Here is an 18,846-nt window from a genome sequence, read left to right on the forward strand (position 1 = left end):
GTCGTCGATCCGTCGATGGTCCGCTCGCGAAAGAGGGCCGACCGGCCCTGGCCGTTCGGCCCGGACACGACGAGGATTGCGGGTCGAGGCCGATACTGTCCGTGGCGGACAGGACGGCGTGAAGTGCGGAACCGAGGAGTGAAGCGATGCCGGTCAGCGAGCAGCCGGGCCCGGACAGCCCGATCCGGGTCTTCCTGCTGGACGACCACGAGGTCGTACGCCGGGGTGTACGCGACCTGCTGAACGACGAGCCGGACATCTCGGTGATCGGCGAGGCCGGCACCGTGGAACAGGCCCTGGTGCGCGTTCCCGCCCTGCGCCCGCAGGTGGCGGTGCTCGACGTCCGCCTGCCCGACGGCGACGGGATCACCGTGTGCCGGGAGCTGCGGTCGCGCATGCCGGAACTGTCCTGTCTGATGCTGACCTCCTTCGACGACGAGGAGGCGCTCCTGGACTCGATCATGGCGGGTGCGTCCGGGTACGTCCTGAAGCAGATCCACGGCTCGGATCTGGTCTCGGCGGTGCGCACCGTGGCCGCCGGCCAGTCGTTGCTCGATCCCAGCGCCACCGCCCGGCTCATGGCGAGGCTGCGGCAGGGCCCCAAGGAGGAGAAGGAGCCCGAGGCACTGCCGGGCCTGACCGAGCGCGAGCGGGAGATCCTGGCCCTGATCGGTGAGGGCCTGACCAACCGACAGATCGGTCAGCGGCTCTTCCTCGCCGAGAAGACGGTCAAGAACCACATCTCCCGGCTGCTCGCCAAGCTCGGTGTGGAACGACGCGTGCAGGCCGCCGTCATCGCCACCCAGGCCCAGGACAGGCTGCGGCAGGAAGGGCGGTAGGCCGCGTACTCCCCGGGTGAACCCGCAGGCCGCGCACCGTTCGTCCGGAAGGTCCGGGCGGGCGCGGCTGGACTCCTTCCAGGCCGGACCCGCGCGCGACCGGATCCGCTACCGTGCCCCCTGACGGGTCGTGACCGTGGCTCAGGACAGCGGCGGAACGGGCGGCTGCCGGCAGGCTGTGGGGAATGTGGAGGGGCACCGGTGGCAAGCGTGGAGAGGGCCGGGGAGGCTCGTGTACTGCTGCCGCAGTTGAGGTTGGACGAGCTGTTGGAGGAGTTGCAGGCGCGTCTGGATGCGGCGCGGGGGACGCGGGATCGGGTGCACAGTCTGTTGGAGGCGGTGCTGTCGGTCGGGCGTGAGCTGGAGTTGGAGCAGGCGTTGCGGGGCATCGTGGAGGCGGCGGCGGTGCTGGTGGATGCGGAGTACGCGGCGTTGGGGGTGATCGGGCCGGATGGGAAGCGGTTGTCGGCTTTTCATACGGTGGGGGTGGGTGCGGAGGAGATCGCGGGGATCGGTGCGTATCCGGAGGGGCATGGGATTCTGGGTGAGTTGATCAGTCATCCGGAGCCGTTGCGTCTGGCGAAGTTGTCGGAGCATCCGTCGTCGTATGGTTTTCCGCCGAATCATCCGCCGATGAATTCGTTTCTGGGTGTGCCGATCCGGGTGCGTGAGCAGGTGTTCGGGAATCTGTATCTGACGGAGAAGCGGGGTGGGGCGCAGTTCGACGAGGAGGACGAGTCGGTTCTGTCGACGTTGGCGGTGGCGGCGGGTGTGGCGATCGACAACGCGCGGTTGTACGAGGAGTCCCGGTTGCGGGAGCGGTGGCTGCGGGCCAACGCGGAGATCACCCACAGCCTGATGTCCGGCGGCGAGCCCGCCGAGGTCCTCCAAGTGATCGCCGAACGGGCCAGGGAGATCATGACCGCGGCCCTCGCGGTCGTCGCGGTGCCGATGGAGGGCACCGAGTCGCTCACGGTCGACCTCGCCATCGGCGAGGGAGCGGCAGCGCACCGCGGGCTGGTACTGCCCCTGGAGGGCAACCTGATCGGCCAGGCCTTCTCCGGCGCCGCTCCTGTCACCAGCGCGGACGTCTCCGGTGACGACTCCGGCGTGACGGGCGCGCCGAGCCTCACGGGTCTCGGCCCCGCCGTGGCCGTTCCCATCGGATCGGGTGAGGGGACCCGGGGCATTCTGCTGCTGGCGCGCGCGGTCGGGCACACGGTGTTCACCGAGCCGGAGATCGAGCGCCTCCAGGGCTTCGCCGCGCAGGCCGCGGTCGTCATGGAGCTGGCCGAACGCCGTCGGGACGCCGAACAGATAGCGCTGTTGGAGGACCGCGACCGGATCGCCCGGGACCTGCACGACCTCGCCATCCAGCGCCTCTTCGCCACCGGGATGACCCTGCAGAGCGCGGGCCGCTTCATCGAACACGCGGAGGCCTCCGAGCGGGTCCGGCGCGCGGTGGAGGACCTGGACGAGACCATCAAGATCATCAGGTCGACCATCTTCGGCCTGCGCTCACGCGAGGGCGCCACCGGTGTCGGTCTGCGGGCCCGCGTGGTGCGCGTGGTCGGCGAGGCGGCTCCGGTCCTGGGCTTCGCCCCCAGCCTGCGGCTGGAGGGACTGCTGGACACCGAGGTGCCCAAGGAGGTCGCCGACCATGTGGTCGCCGTGCTCTCCGAGGCACTGACGAACGTCGCCCGTCACGCCCGGGCGTCCCGGGCCGACGTCGTGGTGGAGACCGCCGCGGGGGAGGTGCGCCTCACGGTGTCCGACGACGGGGTGGGCATTCCCGCCGAGGGCCGCCGCAGCGGACTGCGCAACATGGCCGAGCGCGCCCGGCAGTCGGGCGGCGAGTTGGAGACGACCAGCCCACCCGGCGGCGGCACGACCCTCGTGTGGCGGGTGCCGTCGAAGCACGCCCAGTAGCGGAGGAACCCTCGGCGAGGACCCCTACGGGGTGGGCGCCGGCTGCTCGCCCGAACCCCGGACGATCAGCCGGGTGGGGACGGTGAGCGTGCGCGCGCGGGAGCGGTCGCCGTCGAGCCGGGCCAGAGCGGTGGTCGCGGCGGTCCGGCCGAGCTCCTCGGGGTCCTGCGCGACGACGGTCAGAGCGGGCTCCAGCGCCTCGGCCAGCGACACGTCGTCGAAGGCGACGACCGCCACCTCCTTGCGCTTGCTGCGCGCGAGTTCGGCGACGATCCCGAGCGCCATGATGTTGTTCCCGGCGAACAGGGCGGTGGGCGGGTCGGGCAGTTCGAGGAGCCGGGCGGTCGCGGCCTCGGCACCCCGCTGGTCGTGCGCGTCGGCGACCAGCGCGGGGTCGTAGGGGATGCCCGCCTCGCCCAGAGCGGCGCGGTAGCCGGCGAGCCGCTCGCGGCGGGTGTACAGCTTGGCGGGCAGGTCACCGACGAATCCGATGCGTCGGTGCCCGTGGGCGATGAGGTGGGTGACGCCGTCCTGGGCCCCAGCCCGGTTGGAGCTGACGATGCTGTCCGTGGTGAGTCCGACGCCGGGGCGGTCGAGGAAGACGACGGGCAGGCCCGCCGTGCGCTGCGCCCGCAGGTGCGCGTGGTCGGCGCCGACCGACGGCACGACGATCAGGATGCTGACGCGCCGGGCCAGGAACTTGGCCGTCAGGGCGCGTTCACGGTCGGGGTCGTCCGCGGACGACCCCATGAGCAGCGTCAGCCCGCGTTCGCGGACGCTGTCCTCGATGCCCCGGGCGACGGCTCCGAAGAAGGGGTTGCCGAGGTCGGGCACGACCAGTCCGACGGTGGTGTCCGGACCGCCGACGCGCATGTTGCGTGCCATGAGATTCGGCTGGAAACCCAGCGCGGCCACTGCGGCGAGCACCTGTTCCCGGGTCCGCGCCGAGACGGGGCCGTCCTCGTTCAGGACCCGTGAGACTGTCTTGGCGCTGACGCCGACTTCTCGGGCGACGTCGGCCAGGGTGGGGCGGCGGTTCGCTGCCATGGAGGAAACCGTCTCCTGTGGGCTCTCGGTCCCGGCCGCGGCCTTCGGCCGGAACTGCGAGAGCGGTGTCGTGCTGTCAGGTGGCCTGTACTCCGGCGGCCTTCGCGGCCTCCGAATCCGCTACGACAGTAGCGCCGGCCGCGTCCACGGTGAGCGCGCCGGTCATGATGGCGACGACCTCCGCCATCGAGTAGTCCGACGGCTTGATCACCGCGGCGCGCCGGCCGAGGCGGTGGACGTGGATCCGGTCGGCGATCTCGAAGACATGGGGCATGTTGTGGCTGATCAGGACGACCGGCATGCCCTTGTCGCGGACCCTGCGGATGAGGTCCAGGACCTGACCGGACTCCTTGACGCCGAGGGCGGCGGTGGGCTCGTCCATGACGACGACGCTGCGGGCCCAGGCGACGGCACGGGCCACCGCGACGGCCTGCCGCTGGCCGCCGGAGAGGGTCTCGACGGACTGGGTGAGCGAACGCAGGCCGATCTTCAGGTCGGCCATGTGCTCGGCGGCCTCCTGACGCATGCGCTTCTTGTCCAGCATGCGGAAGGCACTGCCGAGCACACCGGGGCGGCGCAGCTCGCGGCCGAGGAACATGTTCGAGGCGATGTCCATGGACGCGGCCACGGCGAGGTCCTGGTACACCGTCTCGATGCCGTGGGCGCGGGCGCTCTGCGGCCCGGAGAAGGTGATGGGCTCCCCGTTGAGGCGGATCTCGCCCGCGTCCGGGGTCACCGCGCCGGTGAGGGCCTTGATCATGCTGGTCTTGCCGGCGCCGTTGTCACCGATGACGGCCAGCACCTCGCCCGGCATGAGGTCGAAGTCGGCGCCGTCGATGGCGGTCACATGGCCGTACCGCTTGACCAGACCGCGGGCCTGCAGAACGGGGGTCGGGGTGGCGGTCATCGGGCCTTCTTCCGGGAGATCTGGTCGACGGTCACCGCGAGGATCACCAGCACACCGGTGATCAGGGTCTGGTAGATCGAGGCGACACCCATCAGCTGCAGGCCATTGCGGAAGACACCGACGATCAGGACACCGATGAAGGTGCCCAGGACCGAACCGCGTCCCCCGAAGAGGCTGGTGCCGCCGAGGACCACGGCGGTGATGCTGTCGAGGTTGTCGGTCTGCCCGGCCTGCGGATCGCCCACGCCCGTACGGGAGATGAGCAGCAGGGCGGCGATGCCGTACAGCACGCCCGCCACGGTGTAGACGCCGATGGTCAGCCGGGAGGTGCGGATACCGTTCAGCCGGGCCGCCTCCGGGCTGTTGCCCAGCGCGTAGACGTGCCGGCCCCAGCCGGTGCTGCTCAGCGCGTAGGCGAGCAGGAGGAACAGGGCGATGGTGACCAGCGAGCCGTAGGTCACGTCGGTGTAGCCGAGCGGGAAGGTCTCCCCGAGCGCCGTCAGCGGACCGGGCAGGTTGGTGACCGTCTGTTCCTCGGAGTAGATGTGGGTCAGCGCGAACGCCACGTTCAGCATGCCGAGGGTGACGATGAACGGCGGCAGCGGGATCTTCTGCACCAACACCCCGTTGAGCAGACCGAATCCGCCGCAGACGACCAGGCCCAGGGCGATGGCGGCCAGCGGCGGCAGGGTGCCCTCGGCCGCCATCCTGGCGATCACGATGCTGCCGAACGCCATCACCGCACCGCACGACAGGTCGATGCCGGCCGTGAGGATGATCAGGGTCTGCCCGATGGCGAGGGTGCCGACGACCATGACCTGCTGGATGATCAGCGAGAAGTTGCCGCCGGTGAGGAACTGGTCGGTCGAGAGGGAGAAGAAGGCGCAGGCCAGGAGAAGCGCGGCCAGCGGGCCGGTGGTCGGCGCCGTGAGCAGCCTGCGGGCCGTCGTCGGCGCTTTCAGCTCCGCGTACGGCGAGGATGTGCTCGGGGGCGTGGACGTGGCTGTCATGCGAAGTCCTTGTCGGAAGACAGAGTTTCCTTGTCGCCAGGACAAGGGGGGCGGCCGCTCCCACCGGTCGGGGAGGTGGCGGGCCGACCGCCCCGCTCAGGGAGGTGGCAGTCTCGTACGGTCCTCGGGGCCTGTCGGGGCGGCTCAGCCCCAGCAGTTCTCCAGGCCGTAGGCGGTGTCCTTCGACGCGACGCCGTCCTGGGCCTTGTCGGAGATCAGCGTGACCCCGGTGTCGGTGTAACCGGACGCCTTCTTGCCGTCCTTCGCGTACGTCACCACGGCCTTGACGCCCTCGGCGGCCATCTTCAGCGGGTACTGCTGCGAGGTCGCCGCGATCTTCCCGTCCTTGACGGCCTGGGTGCCGGTGCAGCCGCCGTCGACGGAGACGATCAGGACGTCCTTCTCCCGGCCCTTGGCCTTCAGCGCTGTGTACGCGCCGAGTGCGGCCGGTTCGTTGATGGTGTAGACGACGTTGATGTCCGGCTCCTTCTGGAGGCAGTTCTCCATCGCCGTCTGCCCCTTGGCCTGGTCGCCGCCGGTGTCCTGGGCGCACAGGACGTCCTTGTCGGTGGCGCCGAAGCCCTTCAGGAAGCCCTCGTGGCGCTGCACGCCGACGGAGACGCCGGGCGCGAGGTCGAGGGTGGCTATCTTCGCGTCCTTGCCCTTCATCACGGCCTTGGCGTACTCGCCGATCAGCTCGCCGGCCTTGACGTTGTCGGTGGCGAAGAGGGCGTCGACCGCGCTCTCCGGCTCGGTCGGGGTGTCCAGGGCGATGACCAGGACGCCCTTGGCCTTCGCCTTCTCGATCGCGGGGACGATCGCCTTGGAGTCGCTGGGGGTGATCAGGATGCCCTTCACCCCGGCGGCCACCATGTTCTCGATGGCGGTGACCTGTCCGGCGTTGTCCCCGTCGAACTTGCCGGCCGCGGTCATCAGCTCGACGCCCTCGGCCTTCGCGGTCTTCTCCGCGCCCTCCTTCATCTTCACGAAGAACGGGTTGGTGTCGGTCTTGGTGATCAGACCGACCTTGACGTCGCCCGAGCCGGCGCTGGACGAACCCGAGCCCGTGTCGGTGCCGGAACCGGGGCCGCAGGCGGTCAGGGCGAGGGCCGCGACACCGGTGACGGCGGCGGCTCTGAGGACGGCGGAGGACAGGCGAGTGGTGCGAGACATGAACACTCCTGTGGGATGACGAGCGGCACGGGGCCGGGAGTTCGGAGCATGCCGCCCCGATGTGTCATCGCTGACTTATGTCATCGTTGACACTGCATGGCGAGGATGATGGACTCCGTGTCGCGGCAACGTCAATGCCTTGCACCCGTCACAAATCGGCAACGTCCCACCACCGCCGTCCCCGCCGCCCGGTCGGTGGCCGTGCCACGAAGCGCCCCGCTGTCCCGGTGCCCGCCGGAGAGAAGAGCAGCCCATGAGCCCGCGCCAGATCACCGTCCTGGGGGAGTGCGTAGCGGACGCCTTCACCGAACCCCCGGCCGCCGCGAACGAGCTCGCGCTGCGCGTACTGCCCGGCGGCGGCCCCGCGAACACGGCGGTGGCTCTGGCCCGCCTCGGCACCCCGGCACGCTTCCTCGCCCGCCTCTCCGGCGACCTGTTCGGACGTCTCTTCCGGTCCCACCTGGAGGCTTCCGGAGTGGACCTGTCCTACGCCGTCGCCGCCGCGGAACCCAGCACGCTGGCCGTGGCGGAACTGGACGCACGGGGCCAGGCCGCGTTCTCCTTCCACGCCCAGAACACCGCCGACTGGCAATGGACCCCGGAGGAACTGGGGCGTGCGGACCTCTCGGACGCGGCCTGCGTGCACACCGGATCACTGGCGCTGGTCCGCGCGCCGGGCGCGAGCGCGGTGGAGGAGTTCCTCGACCGCGCCGCGCCCCGGGCCACCATCAGCATCGACCCCAACGTCCGGCCGCTGCTGGTCCACCCCGACGTCTACCGGGAACGGCTCGCCCGCTGGTGCCGTCTCACCGACATCCTGCGGCTGAGCGAGGACGACCTGGAACTGCTGCTGCCGGGCACCGCGCCGGAGCGGGCGTGCGACCTCTGGCACGCAGCGGGGGCACGCCTGGTCGTGATCACCCTCGGCGCCGACGGCGCCCTCGCCTCCCTCGACGGCGAACGGGTGCGGGTGCCCGGGGTGACCACCCAGGTCGTCGACACGGTGGGAGCGGGGGACTCCTTCACCGCCGGGCTGCTGCACCACCTCGCGGAACGGGACCTCCTCGGCGGCCGGCTGACCGGTCTCGACATCGACGACGTGGCCGAGGCCTGCCGTTTCGGCGCCCGGGTCGCCGCCCTGACCTGCTCGGTCGCCGGCCCCAATCCGCCCTGGCGGGAGCAGGTGGCACAACCGGTGACCGCCGCCGACGCGTGACGGCCCGTACGCCTCCCGGCTCCTGAACAGCGACCCCGGCCCACCCACGGACAAGGACACGCAATCATGACGAAGACCCTGCTCGCCGAGTTCACCGCCCGAGAGGGAGCGGAGGACGAGGTCACCCGCCTGATCAAGGACTACGCCCTGAAGGCGCGCGCCGAAGAGGGCAACCTCGCCTTCGACGTCTACACCAAGGAGGCCGCGCCGCGCGCCTACTGGATCTTCGAGGTCTACCGGGACGACGACGCCTTCCAGGCGCACCTGAACGCTCCCTACGGCGCCCCGTTCAACGCCGCCCTCAGTCCGCTGATCGAGGAGGACGCCTCGGTGCTGACGTTCCTCGAACCGCTGGACACGCGAGGGTGACCCGCTCACCGCCGTGATCGTCGCGGGTGGGGCCAACAGGCCCTCACCCGAGGGCCGTTCGGCATCTGCGGAGCGTCGCGGCCCCCGGCGAGGCTGTGCGGGCAGGCAGGAAGCAAGGACGCGGGAGGTGCCATGGACGCGTCGACCTCCCCGTCGATGCCCGCGCCGCTCGCCCCGCACGAGCAGTACGTGGCCGAGCCCTCGCGCGGAGCCCCGCCCGAGACGCGACCTCTGGTGTTCGAGTCATGGCAACGCTGTGAGTCGTGCGGCGTGCGGCCCGACGGAAGCCGACTGCCGCCGCTGCGCCGCACGTCCCAGGACCTGGCGGCCTACCGCAGCACGCACCCCCTGGCCGCTGTCATGCCCCTGCTACGGGAGCTGCTCGGTTCCGGGGCGGCGGACGACGGGCACATGTTCGCGGTCGGGGACGCCGAGGGAACCCTGCTGTGGGTCGAGGGTGACTCCAGGACCGTCGCACGCGCCGAGAGGATGCACTTCGCGGAAGGAGCCGGGTGGTCCGAGGCGCAGGCTGGAACAAACGCCCCCGGCACCGCACTGGCGCTGGGCCACCCCGTCCAGATCCTCAACGGCGAGCACTACAACTCGGCCGCACACGCCTGGTCCTGCGCGGCGGCCCCCGTACGCGACCCCGCCACCGGGCCGCTGCTGGGCGTGGTCGACCTGACCGGTGGCAGCACCATCGCCACGCCCCCCGCGCTCGCGGCGGTGCGTGCCGCCGCGCTGGCCGCCGAGGCGGAACTCGCGCGCGGGCTCCCCGCACCGCCCGTCCTGCTCGGGCCCGACGGACGAGCGCTGAGCCCACCCGAAGCCGTCGCCACGCGGTACGGCACCGACGTGGGGCTGACGGCGCGGAATCGGGCGCCGGACAGAGGGGCTACGCACGGGAGCTGACCGAGGACGAGCAGCGGGCCCAACGCGAGGCGCTGGACGCGCACATCGCCCGCTCCGACGTCGTGATCACCACCGCCCAGGTCCCCGGACGCAAGCCCCCGCTGCTGGTGACCGGCACCGCACTGGCGGGCATGAAGCCGGGCTCGGTCGTCGTCGACCTCGCGGCGAGCGAACTCGGCGGGAACGTCGAGGGCTCCGAGCCCGACAAGACGGACGTGCGAGCGGGCGGGGTCACCGTCATCGGCGCCGGACGACTGCCGTCGACGATGGCGACCGCCGCGTCCACGGCGTACGCCTGCAACCTCGTCGCGCTGCTGCGCCACCTCGTGCGCGACGGGGAACTCGTCCTAGGACCGGGATGTTCTTCACCGACGCGAAGAAGGGACTGGCACAACTGAAGTCGGCCGTGCGGGAGTTCGTCGGCTGAGAGCGAGGAGGGGGCACCGGGGGCCGCGAGGGGAGAGCCGGAGGGCCGGGAGCCCTCCGGCTCGGCCGCGCTCGGGCGTCACAGCTTGAGCGTGAACCAGGTGGTCTTCCCGTCGTCCGTGGGGCGCACTCCCCAGCTGTCGGAGAGCGCGCGGACCAGGTGCAGACCACGTCCCGACTCCTCGTCCTCGGCCGCGAGGCGCGGCTGGGGCAGTTGGGGACTGCTGTCGCTGACCTCGACCGTCAGATCCGTGTCGGTCCGGCACACCTGCAGACCGATGGGGCCCTCGGCGTGCTGGACTGCGTTCGTCAGGGTCTCGGAGAGCAGCAGCAGTGCGTAATCCGCCGATCCGACGCAGCCCCAGGAGGCGAGAGCCTTGGTGAGGAACTCACGGCCCTCGGGCACCGACGAGGGCATGGCGGGCAGATGGGTGGTGACGGACGCCAGCGGGGCGGCCGGCAGCTGGGCGAGGAGCAGCGTGACGTCGTCGTTGTGGCTCTCGGCGTCGGGCAGCAGCCGTGCGAGCACATGGTCGGCGGCTGCCTCCAGACACGAGTCGTGGACGAAGAACCCGTCGAGCGAGGAGACGAGTTCACCGATGTGGTCGTCGATGTCGCTGCCGGGGGTCTCGACCAGACCGTCCGTGTACAGGACGAGCGTGGCGCCCGGCGGGATCTGCTCGCAGGACTGCTGGTAGAGGATGCCGCCGACACCCAGGGGCGCGTTGACGGGCGTCGTGAGCCGCCGGACGTGATCGCCGGGGGAGGCGATGAGCGTCGGCAGATGGCCGGCCGAACAGACGGTCACGGTGCCCGTGTCGGGGGCGATGACCAGGTAGCAGCAGGTGACGAGTTGGTCGGGGACGTCGAGGTCGGCCACGCAGGTGTCGAGGGCCTGCATCAACTGACGTGGCTGCATACCGGTCTTGGCGAGCGCGTGCGCGGCGGACCGCAACTGGCCCATCACGGCGGCCGCCTCCAGGCCACGGCCCATCACGTCACCGATCAGCACCCCGACCCGGCCCGCCCCCAGCGGGATCAGGTCGAACCAGTCGCCACCCACGCCCGCACCCTGGGTGGCCGGACGATAGCGGCTCGCGGTGGCCAGCCCGGCGATCGCGGGCGGGGTCCCCATCAGGCTGCGCTGCAGCGTGAGCGCGATGTGCCGCTGTTGCTCGTACAGGGCGGTGAGTTCGGCCTCCGCACGCTTGCGGTCACTGATGTCCCGGACGATGGCGCAGGCCCCGACGACCGTGCCGTCGGTGTCCCTGGTCGGCCACAGCGTGACGTCGACGTCCAGCAGTGCCCCCGTCCGGGTGAGGCGCAGGGTTTCGAAGTGTTCCACCTTCTCGCCCCGCCGCAGCAGTTCCATGAGCGCGTTGACCTCGTGCCTGCGGTCCGTCGGAGCGAGGAACGACATGTGGCGACCGATGGCCTGCTCGGCCGTGTAGCCGTACAGCCGCTGGGCGGCGGCGTTCCAGTAGGTGATGTGGCCGTTGAGGGTCTTGGCGAGGATCGCGTCCTGGGACGACTCGACGAGCGCGGCCAGTTCGTTGATGCGCCGCTCGGCGGCCTTGCGCTCGCTGACGTCCCGGACGGCGGCGGACACCAGCAGCCCGTCCGCGGTCTCCAGGGGGCTGAGGCTGATCTCGACCGGGAACTCGGTGCCGTCCTGGCGCAGGCCGTGCAACTCCAGTCCGGCGCCCATCGGGCGCACCTGCCGGTTGGCGGCGTAGCCGCCTCGGTGCCGGGTGTGATGGTCACGGAAACGGTGCGGGATGAGCAACTCGACCGGGTGGCCGAGCAGTTCCTCGCGCCGGTAGCCGAAGAGAGCCTCCGTCTGGGCATTGACCAGACGGATGGTTCCGGTGTCGTCGACGATGACCATGGCGTCCGGCGCGGCCTCCAGCAGCCCTCGGAACCGCTCCTCGACCACACTCGGTCCACCGTCTCGGTCCCGTGGCGCGCATCGGCAGTGCTCCCGGTCGCCGGTCTCGGCGTGTCGTGCCCGCACCACCGGGACGAAGTTGTCCATGCCGGCCCCACCCCGCTTTCCCTGAGATCGGGTCATCCCACTGCACCCGGGGCGGGCGGACCACTGTTTGTCGGCAACTGTGCGCCTACCGAATGAATTTGCCCGGTTCGCGCCTCGGATGCCCGACCTGACACCGCCGCTGTCCGAGCCGGAGTCAGGGGCACGGCCGCAAGGGACGTACGAGAGCGAGATGCAGGCCGTGGGATCACCCTCGTCCTGACCACGTCGCTCGACACGCTCGCCGTTCGACCTACGCGGCTCCACGACCGGCGAGGGGCGCGGTACCGGAGGGGACCGGTGGGGAGGCGTGTCGTCGCGGAACGGGCACCGTGACGACGGGGACCGTGGCGTGGCGCAGACAGTCACGGGTGACGGCGCCGATCGCGGGGAGCCCTTGGTCGGGGTGGTCGGGGCGACCGAGGGCCAGGAGCTGTGCGTCGCGGGCGTGCTTCAGCAGGACCCGCGAGGGTGAGCCCTCGGCCACGACCGCGCGTACGGGGGTGTCGACGTGCGGGCCGAGGGACCTGCGCACCGCCCCCGCGAGCAACTGCTCGGCCCGAAGGCGTTCCTCGGCGGGGCCGGGGTGGGACGACGCCGGAGCGTAGGGGGCGAGCGTGGCCCCGGACCATTCCCAGGCATGGACGGCTATCACGTCCGCGCGCCGGGAGTGGGCCTGACGTACGGCCCAGCGCAGCGCGGCCACGGACGCGTCGGATCCGTCGACGCCCACGACGATGTGGTTCCCGGCGGTCGGTTCCGTCATGACAGCCTCCCTGGACGGTCTCTGGTCCCACCATGCCCTCGACGGGCACGGCGGGGCCTGGGCCGAGGGGGCTCGCCCGGGTGCCGAACGGTCCCTTGCCGCCGGTCAGGCCGGCCCGCCGGGCCGCCGGCGGACACGAGCCTGTCCCCCGGGGAGCGGGGCGGCTGTCGCTCCATGACCGTGACCGCCCCGCGCCCCGGACCGGCCGGCGTGCCCGACGGCTCGGTGTCATGCCTGGACAGGGCCGGTGAGTTGAACGATGTCGTCGGAGGCGACGTCGTGGAGGCGGATGGCCAGGTCCTCCAGGGCACGGCTCGCGGCGAGTTCGTCGCCGATCTCCGGGATGGGGCGGTCGATCGGGTTGCGCCGGGCCACCCCCCTGCCCATGAGGCGCGACGTGTCACGCGTGGCCAGGACGGCACGCGCGTGCGTCTCGTCTCCTTCTTCACTGATGTAGACCTGGACGGTCCACTGTTTGGCTTCCATCATGATCACTCCCGTCGGGATGCGCGTCCTGCGCTCTCGTCCTCTGCTCCAGTCGTCCGTTTTCGTTCTTCGCTTTTCAGCGTGCGCCGGTTCCGAGGGCCGGTCCAGCAAGGGGAGGCGACGGCCGGCAGGGCGGCCCGAGCTGCGACCATGATCCGGCGACCGCGGGGGTCGACCGCGTACGGCCGAGGCGTGGGCAGGCCCCCACCTGGTGCCAGGTGAAGGCCTGCGGGGACGTGCCCGTCGGGGGTGAGAGTCATGAACTCACGGGCACGCCGGCCGATGACCCACGTGCGGCCACCGCTTCGCCCGAGAGCGGCCCCGGCACGAACGCCCTCACATGGAGAAGGGGGGGCGGCGGGCCACCCGTAACGTTCGTGCCCGATTACAGCGTCGATCCGTCCGCGCCTCCGTTGAAGGGCCTACCGGCCCCGGTGCGAGGAGGGTCGGCCCTTGCCATTGCGTTCGGACGCGCGAGTGAGAACAGGTCACACGGAACGAACCCGAGACGCCACGCCCGTCGCCGGCGGCGTCCGGCCCACCCGTGCCCACCCCGGCCGCGATCAGGCCGACCGGCGGTGTCCGGCGACCGGCTGGGCGAGATGGGTGGTGAACCAGTCGCGGGCCAGTTCGGCGACCGTGGCCAGGGTTCCGGGCTCCTCGAAGAGGTGGGTGGCGCCCGGGACGACAGCGAGGCGGTGTTCACAGCGCAACCGGTCGGCGGCGAGGCGGTTGAGGCTGAGCACCCTCGTGTCCAGACTCCCCACCACGAAGAGCGTCGGGGTCCGCACACGGCCCAGGACCGCCGGGGTGGCCAGGTCGGGGCGCCCGCCCCGGGAGACGATCGCGCGGATGTCGGCCCCGGGCGCGGTCGCGGCCTCCAGAGTGGCCGCGGCTCCGGTGCTGGCACCGAAGTAGCTCACCGGTACTCCGGTTCCGTCGCGCAGCCAGGTGGCGGCCGCGTGCAGCCGGCCCGCCAGGAGAGCGACGTCGAAGACATTGCGGCGGTCGCCCTCCTCCTCCGCCGTGAGCAGGTCGAGCAGCAGGGTGCCCAGGCCGGCCCGGTTGAGGGTGTCGGCCACATACCGATTGCGTGGACTGTGACGTCCGCTGCCGCTGCCGTGCGCGAAGAGGACCACCGCCGGGGCCCCGTCGGGCAGCACCAGCCGGGCGGGCAGCCGTACGTGACCGGCGGGCACTTCCACCTCACCCCTGTCCAACCCCTCCGCCCGCCGCTCCACGGACGTCGTCCCGGGGGCGGGCGTCGGCGGCTGAGCGGACGTGGCACGTGTGAGGAGGTCGATCACCTTCGTGTCGGGCGTCTGCGTGAAGTCGCGGTACCAGGCGCCGACCGAGCCCAGGTTTCCCAGCGTTTCGAGGCCGACGACCTGGTCGGTGACGCCGCGCAGCCGGGCGACGGCCTCCGTCGATCCCACCGGGACGGCGAGAACGACCCGCGCCGCACCCTGGCCCCGCACCACCCGGCAGGCCGCCTCGGCGGTGGCGCCGGTGGCCAGCCCGTCGTCCACGACCAGCACCGTGCGACCCGCGAGGGACACGGGGGCGCGCCCGGGGCGGTAGCGGGCCACACGCCGGCCCAGCTCCGCCCGCTCGTCCCGCTCGACGCGGGCCTGTTCCTCGTCCCGTATCCCGCAGCTGACGAGCACGTCCTGGTTGAGGACCCGGACACCGTGCTCACCGAGGGCACCGAAGGCCAGCTCCGGCTGCCACGGCACCCCGAGCTTGCGCACCACGAGCACGTCCAGCGGCGCCTTCAGCGTTCGGGCCACCTCGTACGCGACCGGAAGGCCGCCCCGAGGCAGCCCCAGGACCACGATGTCCTCGTCGCGCAGGTGCTCAAGACGTCGGGCCAGTCGGCGTCCGGCGTCCGTACGGTCGTCGAAGGGCATAGGCCACCTCCTCGTGCGCCTACCGCGACGAAGCGGAGGAATCGGCGGGACGCAAGGATGCCTCCAGCCGTCATCTCCATTGCAGCGCGCCTCCTGCCGTCGCGCGAGGGGCCTTCGGCCCGGGTGAGGGCCGGACGGCCCCTCCCGGTGGCGGCGGCACCGCCGCAGACTGGGGACGAAGCGGACACTGCGAATGTCTCGCAGGGTGGGACGCCGCACCGACGCGGCGGGCCCCGGGCGGCGGTGGCCACCGAGCCGCAGCCGCGAGCCGCGGCCCAGAGGGGGCCGGTGGAGGGACCCGCGGTCTCGGGCGGTCGACGCTCGGTGGGCGAGGAGGTTGCGATGACCACGCGAGAGCTGGACACGAAGACGGTGACCGAACTCGTCGCCGACGCCACGGCCGCACCGTCCATGCACAACGCGCAGCCCTGGCGCTTCCGCTTCCTGACCGACGAGCGCGCCCTGCTGCTGCGCGCGGACCTCGGTCGGGCCATGCGTCGCAGCGACCCCACCCACCGGGCGCTGCACATCGGCTGCGGGGCGGCGCTGTTCAACCTTCGCGTCGCCGCCGCGCACTCCGGCCTGTCCCCGTTGGTCCGACTGCTGCCGGACCAGGGCGACCCGCAGTTGCTGGCCGCCGTCCACCTGGCGGGCCCCGGGGGACCGGCACCGGACGCAGCGGATCTGGCACGGCTGTATCCCGCCATCCGCCAGCGGCACACCAGCCGCTATCCCTTCGACGACCGGGACGTCCCCGAGGACGTACGGTCACGGCTGCGGGCGGCCGCCGCGCGGGAGGGGGCCGAGCTGTCGTTCCCCGAGTCCTGGCACCTCGACACCGTCCTGGGGCTGGTCCATGACGCCGAGAGCCGCGACAGCCTGGATCCCGGCGGCAGGGAGGACCTGGAGCGCTGGACCCGGCTGGGCCCGGAGGCCGACGTCGCCACCGACGGGGTTCCCGAGTACGCCTTCGGCCCGCGCCGCAGGGACGGCCGGGCCCCGCTGCGGGACTTCGCCGGCCGTCGGCCGGTGGCCGACCGCGGCAGCACCGTCTTCGAGAAGAGCCCGCACCTGGCCCTGCTGTACACCGGCGGTGACGCGCCCCTCGACTGGCTGCGCGCCGGGCAGGGTCTGGAACACGTCCTGCTGGAGGCCACCACGGCCGGACTGGCCGGCTCGCTGACCTCCCACCCGCTGGAGAACGACGACCTGCGCACACTCGCCCGGGACCCGGTCTCCGGGCGGGGGTACGTCCAGATGGTGCTGCGCCTCGGCTACGGGCCGCACGGCCCGGCCACGCCCCGCCGAGCCGTCCGGGACGTCCTGGACATCACCTGACCGGCCCCGCACGATCGTTTCCGCGTCGGCGGTCGCCCGAGCCGACTGCCCCCGCGTCGGCTGCCCCCGCACCGTTGGTCACCCGCCCGGCCCGGTGTCGAGGCAGCCTGCAGCCCGCAGCCCGCAGCCTGCAGCCCGCGGCCCGCGTCGAGGACATCGAGGTTGTGCGAGGGGTGCCCCGAGCCACCGGGTCGTGTCTCGGCAATGTGAGGGCAGGACCGGGCCCGGTGGCAGGACCGGGTCCGACTCACCGGGAGAGGGGCAGCACACGCTCGTCCAGCACCTGCCCCACCGACCGGCGCGGTGAAGCAACGCCTTCCGGGCCGTAGCCGAGCCGGAGCACCATCTGGGCGTGGACGCGGCGGTCGCCCGTCGGCGGAACCAGCTGCTCGCGCAGGTCCGGCCATTCCAGGGCCTGGTGCAGCAGGGAGGCCCGCAACCCGCGGGCGGTGGCAACCAGCAGGACGCGTTCGAGAGCCTGTCCGGCCCGCAGCCAGTCGGCTCTCCGGTCGTGCGCGGTGAACAGCACGGCGATCGACGGCCGCTTCTCGAAGGGGCGGCTGGTCAGCGCGGAGGCGTGCCGGTGGGCGCCGAAGTCCCGCAGCGGAATCCGCTCGCGGAAGTCCTGTGGGCCCACTGCCGTGGGCGGCATGCCGAGAGACGCCCCGTTGGGCTCGTGCACCCAACGACGGCTCTCCACCGCCCTGTAGGCGTCGGCGGTGTTGCGGTGCTCGGCCTCACGCGTGAGCCGTAGCAGTCGTTCCGTCGCGCCGGGTGCGGGACGACTCAACAGGGCACCCTCGCTGTGGGCGGCCTCGGTGAGCTCCGCCGCCACCGCGGTGGGCACGGGCACGTCGGAGAAGGGGAACCGGCTGCTGTGCCGGCGCCACAGCGCCTCGTGCAGCCCGGGGAAGGGGGTGCTGCGCACCGGACCGCCGAATCGTACGGTGGCGAGCAGATCCGGTTCGTCGGGCCGGGGCAGCAGCCGTGTCACCGGCTCCCGGCCGAAGTGGGCCACCGCCACCCGCAGGTTGAGGACGGCGCAGCCGACGGAGAGGTGCAGCGCACGGCCGGTGGGATCGATGTGGCGCAGGCCGCGGTCCGCCACGGCCCGGATCTCCAGAGTCACGGTGTCCGGATCGAGCCGGAACCGCCAGGGCTGGGTGTTGTGGATGGAGGGCGCGGCCACGGCCGCCGAGATCAGCGTCTCCAGCGCCCGGCCGTCGAGGGTCTCGGACCACATCGGATACTCCTCCCCGCTCCGTGTGCGCGGAGCCGCTGGGCCTCGGAGGTGGACCCTGCCCAGTGTGCTGGCCCCCTGTCGGGCGCCGCATGGGCCGTACGGCCCATGCCGGTGCCGGTCGGCCCGGTCTTCGAGGTGCCGCGCGGCAGTTGGGGCCGAAGGGCCCGACAAAAGGACTGTGCGGCCCCCTGCGGGGGAGGCGGCTCTCCGCGAGGCTTCGGCACAACAGGAGCCAGGCCCGAGCGCAGGAGGTACGCATCATGCTTCGGCACGTGACCGCAGGAGTCGACGAATCGACCGAGAGCCTGGCCGCCGCCCACTGGGCGGCCGGGGAAGCCCTGCGCCTGGGCGCCGAGTTGAGGCTCGTGCACACCTGGGCGTGGCACCCGCGGCCGCCCGCCTCCGTGCCGGCCGACGTCAGCGAGCGCCACTGGGCCGAGCAGACGCTGGACCGGGCGGTCGTCAGCGTCCGCTCCGCGCACCCCGGACTGCGGATCGTCGACCGGCTCGTCGCGGACTCCCCGGTGAACACGTTGCTGGAGGAGGCGGACAAGGCGGAGCTGCTGGTGCTCGGCTCCCGAGGGCTGGGCGCGGTCACGGGGTTCGTCGTCGGCTCGGTCTCTCAGCGCCTGGTCGGCAGGTCATCGCGTCCCGTGGTGCTCGTCCGGGCCCGGCAGACGCTCGCCGACGACCACCTCCCGGCCCCGGACGGTATCTCGCCCGACGAGATACCGCAGACCCCCTACCGGGACGTGGTCCTCGGGCTGGACACCGCGCGCCCCTGCGACGAACTCATCGAGTTCGCCTTCGCCGCCGCCGCGCGTCGCGACGCCCGGCTCCGTGTGATCCACGCGTACCGGCTGCCGACGGCGCACACGGTCGACGCCGGCTCCGTACCGACGCCGGCCCCCGCGCTGGTCGCGGAGCGGGAGCGCGCCGTCGTCGCGACGCTGCGCCCCTGGTGCGAGAAGTTCCCCCGGGTCCCCGTCGTGGAGAGCGTCGTGCGGGGACGGGCGGCCACCGAGCTCGTCCAGGCCGCGACCGGGGCCGGGCTGATCGTCGTGGGGCGTCGGACGCGGGACGCGCACCTCGGCATCGGTCCGCACATCGGCCCGGTCACCCACGCGGTGCTGCACCACGCCGGCTGCCCCGTCGCCGTCGTCCCGCACCCCTGAGCCGACCCGGCAACAGCGTGTCCCGGCACCGGGTCCTGCCGATGGCGCATGTCGCACGTGTGTCCCGT

At 72.2% G+C, this 18,846-nt stretch carries 17 protein-coding genes; 8 read left to right on the forward strand and 9 right to left on the reverse strand.

Annotation, left to right across the window (positions count from 1 at the left end; genetic code table 11):
• The first annotated feature begins 146 nt into the window (after window positions 1–146).
• Both L3078_RS42850 and L3078_RS42855 read left to right on the forward strand, forming a co-directional pair.
• Window positions 147–839: a response regulator gene (locus L3078_RS42850; protein WP_239759740.1), complete on the forward strand. Its 693-nt coding sequence runs from the start codon at window positions 147–149 to the stop codon at window positions 837–839.
• Window positions 840–1,040: 201 nt separating this feature from the next.
• Window positions 1,041–2,768, forward strand: coding sequence for a sensor histidine kinase (locus L3078_RS42855; protein WP_239759765.1), 1,728 nt, complete (start codon window positions 1,041–1,043; stop codon window positions 2,766–2,768).
• Window positions 2,769–2,792: 24 nt separating this feature from the next.
• Here the strand turns inward: L3078_RS42855 and L3078_RS42860 are convergent, their stop codons facing one another.
• The 4 genes from L3078_RS42860 to L3078_RS42875 form a co-directional block, all read right to left on the reverse strand.
• Window positions 2,793–3,815 carry a LacI family DNA-binding transcriptional regulator gene (locus tag L3078_RS42860; protein ID WP_239759767.1) on the reverse strand — a complete coding sequence of 341 codons (1,023 nt, stop codon included), beginning with the start codon at window positions 3,813–3,815 and terminating at the stop codon, window positions 2,793–2,795.
• Window positions 3,816–3,891: 76 nt separating this feature from the next.
• Window positions 3,892–4,722, reverse strand: a complete 831-nt coding sequence (locus L3078_RS42865; RefSeq protein ID WP_239759769.1) for an ATP-binding cassette domain-containing protein — start codon at window positions 4,720–4,722, stop codon at window positions 3,892–3,894.
• Window positions 4,719–5,732, reverse strand: a complete 1,014-nt coding sequence (locus L3078_RS42870; RefSeq protein WP_239759771.1) for an ABC transporter permease — start codon at window positions 5,730–5,732, stop codon at window positions 4,719–4,721. The genes L3078_RS42865 and L3078_RS42870 overlap by 4 nt, the downstream gene beginning before the upstream one ends.
• Window positions 5,733–5,876: 144 nt before the next feature.
• Complete coding sequence (locus L3078_RS42875; protein ID WP_239759773.1) at window positions 5,877–6,905, reverse strand: sugar ABC transporter substrate-binding protein; 1,029 nt, start codon at window positions 6,903–6,905, stop codon at window positions 5,877–5,879.
• 253 nt (window positions 6,906–7,158) lie between these two features.
• On the opposite strand from L3078_RS42875, the gene L3078_RS42880 reads away from it, so the two are divergent.
• The 4 genes from L3078_RS42880 to L3078_RS42895 all read left to right on the forward strand — a co-directional run bounded on the left by L3078_RS42880 (window position 7,159) and on the right by L3078_RS42895 (window position 9,800).
• Entirely contained in the window at window positions 7,159–8,121 is a 963-nt protein-coding gene (locus tag L3078_RS42880; protein ID WP_239759774.1) for a carbohydrate kinase family protein, read from the forward strand.
• A 66-nt stretch (window positions 8,122–8,187) separates the two neighbouring features.
• Window positions 8,188–8,490, forward strand: coding sequence for a putative quinol monooxygenase (locus tag L3078_RS42885; protein WP_239759777.1), 303 nt, complete (start codon window positions 8,188–8,190; stop codon window positions 8,488–8,490).
• Window positions 8,491–8,622: 132 nt separating this feature from the next.
• Window positions 8,623–9,402, forward strand: coding sequence for a sigma-54-dependent transcriptional regulator family protein (locus tag L3078_RS42890; protein WP_239759779.1), 780 nt, complete (start codon window positions 8,623–8,625; stop codon window positions 9,400–9,402).
• A 62-nt stretch (window positions 9,403–9,464) separates the two neighbouring features.
• Window positions 9,465–9,800, forward strand: coding sequence for a Rossmann-fold NAD(P)-binding domain-containing protein (locus L3078_RS42895; protein WP_239759781.1), 336 nt, complete (start codon window positions 9,465–9,467; stop codon window positions 9,798–9,800).
• Between the two features lie 107 nt (window positions 9,801–9,907).
• Here L3078_RS42895 and L3078_RS42900 read toward each other — a convergent pair whose 3' ends face one another.
• The 4 genes from L3078_RS42900 to L3078_RS42915 all read right to left on the reverse strand — a co-directional run bounded on the left by L3078_RS42900 (window position 9,908) and on the right by L3078_RS42915 (window position 15,022).
• Window positions 9,908–11,863: a PAS domain S-box protein gene (locus L3078_RS42900; protein ID WP_239759787.1), complete on the reverse strand. Its 1,956-nt coding sequence runs from the start codon at window positions 11,861–11,863 to the stop codon at window positions 9,908–9,910.
• A gap of 250 nt (window positions 11,864–12,113) precedes the next feature.
• On the reverse strand, window positions 12,114–12,626 hold the full coding sequence (locus L3078_RS42905) for a universal stress protein (protein WP_239759789.1): 513 nt from the start codon (window positions 12,624–12,626) through the stop codon (window positions 12,114–12,116).
• Window positions 12,627–12,854: 228 nt separating this feature from the next.
• Window positions 12,855–13,115: a DUF1876 domain-containing protein gene (locus L3078_RS42910; RefSeq protein WP_338059552.1), complete on the reverse strand. Its 261-nt coding sequence runs from the start codon at window positions 13,113–13,115 to the stop codon at window positions 12,855–12,857.
• Window positions 13,116–13,675: 560 nt separating this feature from the next.
• On the reverse strand, window positions 13,676–15,022 hold the full coding sequence (locus tag L3078_RS42915; protein WP_239759792.1) for a phosphoribosyltransferase: 1,347 nt from the start codon (window positions 15,020–15,022) through the stop codon (window positions 13,676–13,678).
• Between the two features lie 342 nt (window positions 15,023–15,364).
• On the opposite strand from L3078_RS42915, the gene L3078_RS42920 reads away from it, so the two are divergent.
• Window positions 15,365–16,360, forward strand: a complete 996-nt coding sequence (locus L3078_RS42920) for an Acg family FMN-binding oxidoreductase (protein WP_239759799.1) — start codon at window positions 15,365–15,367, stop codon at window positions 16,358–16,360.
• Window positions 16,361–16,607: 247 nt separating this feature from the next.
• Here the strand turns inward: L3078_RS42920 and L3078_RS42925 are convergent, their stop codons facing one another.
• Window positions 16,608–17,603 carry an Acg family FMN-binding oxidoreductase gene (locus L3078_RS42925; RefSeq protein ID WP_239759802.1) on the reverse strand — a complete coding sequence of 332 codons (996 nt, stop codon included), beginning with the start codon at window positions 17,601–17,603 and terminating at the stop codon, window positions 16,608–16,610.
• Between the two features lie 260 nt (window positions 17,604–17,863).
• On the opposite strand from L3078_RS42925, the gene L3078_RS42930 reads away from it, so the two are divergent.
• Window positions 17,864–18,778: a universal stress protein gene (locus L3078_RS42930; protein ID WP_239759803.1), complete on the forward strand. Its 915-nt coding sequence runs from the start codon at window positions 17,864–17,866 to the stop codon at window positions 18,776–18,778.
• Window positions 18,779–18,846: the final 68 nt, after the last annotated feature.

Origin of the sequence: Streptomyces deccanensis (assembly GCF_022385335.1) — a bacterium.
Classification (GTDB): Bacteria; Actinomycetota; Actinomycetes; order Streptomycetales; family Streptomycetaceae; genus Streptomyces; species Streptomyces deccanensis.